This window comes from Isoptericola sp. NPDC057191 (assembly GCF_042670225.1).
GTDB lineage: Bacteria > Actinomycetota > Actinomycetes > Actinomycetales > Cellulomonadaceae > Isoptericola.
In genome coordinates this window covers 1-7,421 of the sequence record NZ_JBHUWC010000198.1, presented here as the reverse complement: position 1 = coordinate 7,421, position 7,421 = coordinate 1, and the positions used below count along the sequence as shown (strand labels likewise).

Here is a 7,421-nt window from a genome sequence, read left to right as displayed (position 1 = left end):
GCTGCGGTCGCAGCTCTCGCCGTTCTCGTCCCCCCAGCGCGGGCTGCTACGGGGTGCTCTCCTTGGCCTCCTTGGCCTCCTTGGCCTGGCGCAGGATCGAGGACATCTTCTTGCCCTTCGCGACCTCGTCGACCAGCTTGTCCATCCACCGGATCTGCTGCATCAGCGGGTCGTCGATCTCCTCGACCCGCACCCCGCAGACCACCCCTGTGATGAGGACGGCGTCCGGGTTCATGGCGGGCGCCTCGGCGAAGAACGTCTCCAGGTCGACCTCGTCGGCGACGGCGCGCTCCAGGCCTGCCGCGTCGTAGCCGGTGAGCCAGGTGACGACGCGGTCGACGTCGGCCCGGTCGCGCTCCTTGCGCTCCACCTTCTGCACGTAGAGGGGATAGATGCTCGCGAAGGGCATCCGCCGGATCCGGTCTGCGGGCATCGGTCCTCGTCTCCCTGTCGGTGCGTCGAGCGCGTCCGACGAGGCTACCGCGCCGGCAGCGGGATGACGGCGGCCCCGCGCGCCCGCTCCAGCCGCGCCACGAGGGCCACCAGCCCGGCCGCGAGCGGCACGAGCACGAGGTTGCCGAGCAGCATCGGCCGCAGGAACGGCAGACCGGCGACATAGCTGGCCACCAGCCCGTCCAGACCCGCGGGGTAGAAGGTGCCGCGGCCCAGCCACCACACGCCCGCGTTGGTCCACAGGTAGAAGAACAGCGAGCTCCCGACGCCGAAACCGAGCGCGGCGGCCAGGCGGCCGGCGGTGCCGCGGGTGCGTCCTGCCCACCACGCGCCGAGGCCGACGACGGCCCACGCGCTCCAGGTGAACACCAGCACGGAGGAGTTGCCGAGCAGGACGTCGCTCAGCGCGACGACGGCCAGCGGGGCGAGCATGGCGACGCGGTGCCGCAGCAGGCCGGCCGCCGCGAACGCCGCCGCGGTCGAGAGCTCGAGGTTCGGCGGTGCGCCGAGGTCGTCCTTCACCAGGCGCCAGACGACGGCGGCCACCACGAGCAGCACCGCGAGGGCGGGGCGCCACCAGCGGCGGGCGAGCTCGCGCGCGGGCAGCGGGGCCTCGAGGCGCGGGGCGGGGGCAGCGGTCACTTCTCGATCTCCTCGAGCTTCCAGGTGACGGTCTGCCCGTCCTTGGTGACGAGGGAACCGGCCCCGACCTGCGCCATCTCCCCGTCGACGTACAGGCCCCAGAACTCGGTGTCGGGGTCCGCCTCGTGCCCCCGCACGGCGGTGACGTAGGCGTTCTCGCCCTTGCCCTGCACCTGCGCGTCAGGGTCGTGCTTCTGCAGCAGCTCGAGCGCCGTCTTGCCGTCCTCGCCCGCGTAGGAGAACTCGCTGAGGTTCTCCGCCACCTGCTCCGTGGGGTCGACCGACGTCGAGGCGGTGGAGCCGCCGTCGGCGGTCCCGTCGTCGGAGCACCCCGCCAGCAGGCCGACGGCGAGGGCGGTGGCCGGGAGCAGCGCGAGCAGTCGGGACGAGGGCGAGCGCGGGATCTTCACGGCCGAAGGGTACCCATCCTGGGCGTCCGCCCGCCGCTCGGGCCGTCATCCGGACGGTCGATCGCGACCGGTGACCGTCAGGCGTCGATCCGCGACTGGTCCAGGGTGCTCGCACCGGCGACGATGAACTCCTTGCGCGGCGCGACGTCGCTGCCCATGAGCAGCTCGAACACCCGCTCGGCCGCCTCGGCGTGCTCGACGGTCACGCGGCGCAGCGTGCGGTGGCGCGGGTCCATCGTCGTCTCGGCGAGCTGGTCGGCGTCCATCTCCCCCAGGCCCTTGTAACGCTGGATGTCCTCCTTGTACCGGCGTCCGGCACGGTCCAGCTTCTTGAGCGTGGCGGTGAGCTCGGCCTCCGAGTACGTGTACAGGTACTCGTTCTTGCGCCGTCCGCTGCCCAGCACCTCGACGCGGTGCAGCGGCGGGACGGCGGCGAAGACCCGGCCCGCCTCGAGCATCGGGCGCATGTAGCGGTAGAAGAGCGTGAGCAGCAGGGTGCGGATGTGCGCGCCGTCCACGTCGGCGTCGGTCATCAGCACGATCTTGCCGTAGCGCGCCGCCTCCAGGTCGAACGACCGGCCGGACCCGGCCCCGAGCACCTGGATGATGGCGGCGCACTCCGCGTTGCGGAGCATGTCGCTGATCGACGCCTTCTGGACGTTGAGGATCTTGCCGCGGATGGGCAGCAGCGCCTGGAAGTCGCTGGACCGCGCGAGCTTGGCCGTCCCGAGGGCCGAGTCGCCCTCGACGATGAACAGCTCGCTGCGGGTCACGTCGTCGCTGCGGCAGTCCGCGAGCTTCGCCGGCAAGGACGACGCCTCGAGGGCGTTCTTGCGGCGGGAGATCTCCTTCTGCTTGCGTGCCGTGACGCGGGCGCGCATCTCGGCGACCACCTTGTCCAGCAGCAGCGCTGCCTGCGCCTTCTCGTCGCGCTTGGACGACGTGAGCAGGGCGCCCAGCTCCTTCTCGACCACGCGCGAGACGATGGCGCGCACGGGCGCCGTGCCCAGCACCTCCTTCGTCTGGCCCTCGAACTGCGGCTCGGCGAGCCGCACGGTGACGACCGCCGTGAGGCCGGCCAGCACGTCGTCCTTCTCGATGCGCTCCGCGGCGTCCTTGGTGGAGACCTTCAGCCGGCGCGCGTTCGTCTCGATCTGCTTGCGCACCGTCTTGAGCAGACCCTGCTCGAAGCCCGACAGGTGGGACCCGCCCTTGGGGGTGGAGATGATGTTGACGAAGGTGCGCACCTCGGTGTCGTAGCCGCCGCCCCAGCGCAGGGCCACGTCCACCTCGCAGTCGCGCTGCACCTCCTGCGGCGACATGTGCCCCCGCGAGTCCAGCACGGGCACGGTCTCGGTGAAGTGGCCCGTGCCGCGCAGCTGCCAGGTCGAGGTGACCGGGGCGTCCGGCGCGAGGAACTCGACGAAGTCGACGGCCCCGCCGTCGTGCTGGAAGACCTCCTCGTGCGGCCCGGTCTCCCCCGGCGTGCCGGGCAGCCCGCGCTCGTCGCGCACCAGGATCTTGAGGCCGGGCACCAGGAACGTCGTCTGGCGCGCCCGCGTGACGAGCTCGTCGTAGCTGAAGACGGCCGACTTCGGGAAGACCTGCCGGTCCGCCCAGTACCGCACCCGGGTGCCGGTGACGCCGCGCTTGACCTTGCCGACGACGGCGAGCTCGCTGTGGTCGGTGAAGGGCGCGAACGACGACTCCGGGGACGGGCCGGCCGCCGGGTCCGAGAACACGCCGGGCTCGCCCCGGTGGAACGTCATGCGGTACGTCTTGCCGCCGCGGTCGACCTCGACGTCGAGCCGCGCCGAGAGCGCGTTGACCACGGAGGCGCCGACGCCGTGCAGGCCGCCCGAGGCCGTGTACGAGCCACCGCCGAACTTCCCGCCCGCGTGCAGCTTGGTGTAGACCACCTCGACGCCCGTGAGGCCCGTCTTGGGCTCGATGTCCACCGGGATCCCGCGGCCGTCGTCCTCGACCGTCACCGACGAGTCGGCGTGCAGCACGACGCGGATCGCCGACGCGTGCCCGCCCAGCGCCTCGTCGACGGAGTTGTCGATGATCTCCCACAGGCAGTGCATGAGACCGCGCGAGTCCGTGGACCCGATGTACATGCCGGGGCGCTTGCGCACCGCCTCCAGGCCCTCGAGGACCGACAGGTGGCGCGCGGTGTACCCGGACTCGGAGGTGGCTGTCACGGGAACGAGGGTAGACGACCCGAACAGGTGTTCCGTGTGCTCCACGCCGCTATGCCCGGAGCGAACCTGGCCGGGGAGCGGGATGGTCCTGGCCACCTGTCTGGTTGGATGAGGACGTGAGCACCACGACGACCGAACCGACCCAGCCGCTGACCGCCGCCGACCGCTGCGACCGCTGCGGCGCCCAGGCGTACGTGCGAGTGGTCCTGCCCGTCGGAGAGCTCCTCTTCTGCGGGCACCACGCACGTGCGCACGCGGGTGCCTACGAGGGCGTCGCCGTCCACGTCCAGGACGAGACGGACCGCCTCCACGCCGAGCACGGGGCGCGCTGACCCGCCGACCCCCGCACGACCGACGAGACACGAGAGCCCCGCGCCGCCCGGCGCGGGGCTCTCGTGCGTCGCCCGCCGTTCAGCTCGAGCGTCCCGAGAGGGAGGCGACCCACGACCCCCGCACCCCGAGGGTGGTGCGCCAGCCGTCCGCCGTCTTGGTCCGGGACACCTTCTTCCCGGTCACGGACGTGGCAGTGAGCGTGCGGACCTGGCCGCTCGACCAGCGGGACGTGACCGCGATCGAGCGCACGGACGACAGCCCGAAGATCGACCGGGCCCTGGACTGCGTGATCGAGTCGCTCCACCGCAGGTACGGGTTGCCGGGCGCGTTCGCCGAGTAGGAGTCGTACACGTGCTTGAGGTACGGCAGGGCCGCGGTCCCGAACACCTCGTTGTTCGCGGCCGTGCCGCGGCGGCCGCCTGCCGCGCCGGTCGACGCGAAGTAGGGCGTCTCGGCGAACCGGCCCTGGGCGTCGCGCAGCACGGTGACCGTGCCGTCCTGGATCGTGGCGTCGACCGCGGCGACCCAGGTGCCACCCCAGCTGCCGCCCTCCTTCTTCCAGCCGGTGTAGTGCTGGGAGCGGGTGTCGTCGTAGACGTGGCACCCGCACGCGGACTTCAGGCCCTTGACCTTCTCCACGATCGCGTAGTTGCGCGCCACGATCGCCTGCGCCTGCAGCGCCGCGGCCCCTCGGTTGGTGCTCGAGCCCCACCCCGACGGCATCTCGTCGAGCCCGTAGAGGTACTCGGTGTTGATGATCACCTCGTTGACGACGTTCGGCCGGGACGACCGCTTCGTCACGACGAGACGCCCGTTGCGGTAGGTGCCCTGGGCGCCCGCGACGGTCGCGACCGCCTTCGTCCCGGTCGGCTGGTAGTACCGGGTGCCCGACCACTCGAACGTCAGGCTGGACCGCGCGGCGACGGTCCGCACGGTCGACGTGCCCTTCATGACCCGGGCCGTGACGCCTGCCGACGCGACGCCGACCGTGACCTTCGTCGTGGCGCCGCCGCTCGCCACCACGGTGCCGGCCGGGTCCTTGAGCTGCCAGGCCCCCTGGCCCACTGCCAGGACGGTCGTGGTGCGGGTGTCCGACGGCGGCCCGAGCACCTGGACGTCGAGCGTCGTGCGCGGGTCGTTCGCCGTGGAGACCGTGGTGCCCGGGTAGTAGTACTTCAGGATCTGCGCGGGCGTGCGGCCGGAGCGCGACTGCTGGTACGCGCCCCACTGGGCCAGCCCGACGCCGTGACCGGACCCGGAGCCGGAGATCGCGAACCGCACCGGCACGACGAGCACCTTGACCGTGCCGCTCGCCGCCCGGGTCGTCTTGAAGCGGTAGCTCGTCGACGCGGTGGGCTTCACCGTGGTCGAGGCACGGCCCTTCGCGCCGGTGCGCACCGTGCGGACCTTGACCCAGGACCCGCCCTTCTTGCGCTGGAGGGTGACGCTGGCGTACTTCACCGGCGCGCCCGACTTCAGGTACCGGACGCTCAGCGTCTTCCCGACCGCCGCCGTCGTGGTCCCGCCGCCGGCGGCGGACAGCGTCCAGGTGGCCGCCTGGGCGGGCGGGGCGACGAGGGCCGAGGCGAGGGAGAGCGCCAGTGCGACGGCGAGCGCGAGCAGGACGACGAGCCGGGTGCGTCCCGGCTGGACCGTGGTCTGGAGCACGCGGACACCCTCCCACATCGACGCAGGTCGCGGGAGTACCCGGCGCACTTCACCCGCCGCGCCGGTCGTGGCGGTGTCACCCGCGAGCCGTGCGTGGCTCCCTCTCCCCCGGCACCACCCACCGAAGGAGAGTCACCGATGTCCAGCACCGTCCCCGCCGCCGTCGCGCTCGACCAGCCTGCGACGCCCCACCGCACGACGACCGCCACCGCTGCCGCGGACGAGCTCCGGCCCGCCCTGGCCGGCGCGGTCCACCTGCCCGGAGAGCCCGCCTACGAGGCGACGCTCGGAGGCTTCAACCTCGCGCTGGTCCACCAGCCCGCGCTCGTCGTGCGCGCCGGCACGCCGCAGGACGTCGCCCTGACCGTCCGCACCGCCGCCGCGCACGGGCTCGGCGTCGGCGTGCGCTCCACCGGTCACAGCGCCGCCCCGACGGGTCCCGACGACGTGCTGCTCGACGTGTCCGCCCTGCACGACGTCGTCGTCGACCCCGAGGCGCGGACGGCGACCGTCGGTCCGGGCGCGTCGTGGCGCACGGTGCTGGACGCCGGCGCCCCCTACGGGCTCGGTGGGCTGTGCGGTTCGTCGCCGCACGTCGGCGTCGTCGGCTACACGCTCGGCGGCGGCCTCGGACCGCTGGCACGCACGTTCGGCTTTGCCGCCGACCACGTCCGCTCGTTCGACGTCGTGACCCCGGACGGCGCGCTCGTCACGACATCGCCGACCCGGCACCCGGAGCTGTTCTGGGCCCTCCGCGGCGGCGGGGGTGCGTTCGGCGTCGTGACGTCGATGACCTTCGACCTGTTCCCCCTGCGCACCGTGCGTGGAGGCACCGTGTGGTTCGACGCCGCGGACGCCGCCCCGGTCCTGCACCGCTGGCGCGAGCTCGTGGCCGACCTGCCCGAGGACGTCTCCACGTCCGTCGCCCGGCTGAACCTGCCGCCGCTGCCCGACCTCCCCGAGCCGCTGCGCGGGCGTGCCGTCCTCGTGGTCCGGTACGTGCGCCACCTGGGCGACCCCGGGCAGGACCGAGTGCGGGACGGTGTGCAGGACAACAGGGACGACACCGGCAGCGACCCGCTGGTCGACGCGCTGCGAGGGACGGCGACGCCGATCCTCGACACGATCGGCGACCTCCCGTACGTGCGGATCGGCGAGATCCACGCAGACCCCGAGGACCCGATGCCGTTCGTCGAGCGCGGCGGACAGCTCCGCGAGCTCCCCCGGGAGGCCGTCGACGCGTTCCTCGCTGCCGTGCCGCCCGGCTCGCCCGTGATGATGGCCGAGATCCGCCTTCTGGGGGGCGCCGTCGGCCGCCCTGCGGCCGTCCCGAACGCGGTCGCCGGGCGCGGTGCGGCCTGCACGCTGTTCGTGGGTTCGCTCGGCGCGCCCCTGGGGCCGCCCGACGCCGACGTGCACGTCCAGGCGGTGCACGACGCCCTGCGCGAGTGGACCACCGGAGGCTCGCTCGTCAACTTCGCCGGGCCGCGCGACGCCGTCTCGGCCGACCTGGTGCGCACGGCCTTCGGCGCCGACACCTACCAGCGCCTGGTGGACCTGCGCCGCCGGAACGACCCGCGCGGGACGCTCGCGTCGTCCTCGCGATGGGCCGTCGTCCAGGACGCCTGACGACGGCACCTGACAAGGTCACGACCCCTGACGAGGGCACGACGCCTGAGAAGGCTCGGCCCCGGGGTGCGCGCTCCGGACA

General features: G+C 73.1%; 7 protein-coding genes. 2 read left to right on the top strand and 5 right to left on the bottom strand.

Annotation, left to right across the window (positions count from 1 at the left end; translation table 11 throughout):
* Positions 1-46: 46 nt before the first annotated feature.
* From ACFT55_RS17805 to ACFT55_RS17790, 4 genes are all read right to left on the bottom strand, one after another.
* Positions 47-433, bottom strand: coding sequence for a DUF2200 domain-containing protein (locus ACFT55_RS17805; protein WP_380245179.1), 387 nt, complete (start codon positions 431-433; stop codon positions 47-49).
* A 44-nt stretch (positions 434-477) separates the two neighbouring features.
* A complete protein-coding gene (locus tag ACFT55_RS17800; RefSeq protein WP_380245178.1) occupies positions 478-1,095 on the bottom strand; it encodes a DUF6580 family putative transport protein in 618 nt (205 codons plus the stop codon).
* Complete coding sequence (locus tag ACFT55_RS17795; RefSeq protein ID WP_380245177.1) at positions 1,092-1,505, bottom strand: DUF4430 domain-containing protein; 414 nt, start codon at positions 1,503-1,505, stop codon at positions 1,092-1,094. The genes ACFT55_RS17800 and ACFT55_RS17795 overlap by 4 nt, the downstream gene beginning before the upstream one ends.
* Positions 1,506-1,582: 77 nt before the next feature.
* Positions 1,583-3,709 (bottom strand): type IIA DNA topoisomerase subunit B, encoded by a 2,127-nt coding sequence (locus ACFT55_RS17790; RefSeq protein ID WP_380245176.1) that lies wholly within the window; start codon positions 3,707-3,709, stop codon positions 1,583-1,585.
* 116 nt (positions 3,710-3,825) lie between these two features.
* Here ACFT55_RS17790 and ACFT55_RS17785 point away from each other — a divergent pair, with 116 nt between their 5' ends.
* Entirely contained in the window at positions 3,826-4,041 is a 216-nt protein-coding gene (locus tag ACFT55_RS17785) for a hypothetical protein (RefSeq protein ID WP_380245175.1), read from the top strand.
* Positions 4,042-4,120: 79 nt separating this feature from the next.
* Here the strand turns inward: ACFT55_RS17785 and ACFT55_RS17780 are convergent, their stop codons facing one another.
* On the bottom strand, positions 4,121-5,710 hold the full coding sequence (locus tag ACFT55_RS17780; RefSeq protein WP_380245174.1) for a SpoIID/LytB domain-containing protein: 1,590 nt from the start codon (positions 5,708-5,710) through the stop codon (positions 4,121-4,123).
* 138 nt (positions 5,711-5,848) lie between these two features.
* Here ACFT55_RS17780 and ACFT55_RS17775 point away from each other — a divergent pair, with 138 nt between their 5' ends.
* Entirely contained in the window at positions 5,849-7,339 is a 1,491-nt protein-coding gene (locus tag ACFT55_RS17775) for an FAD-binding oxidoreductase (protein WP_380245173.1), read from the top strand.
* The last annotated feature ends 82 nt before the right edge of the window (positions 7,340-7,421 follow it).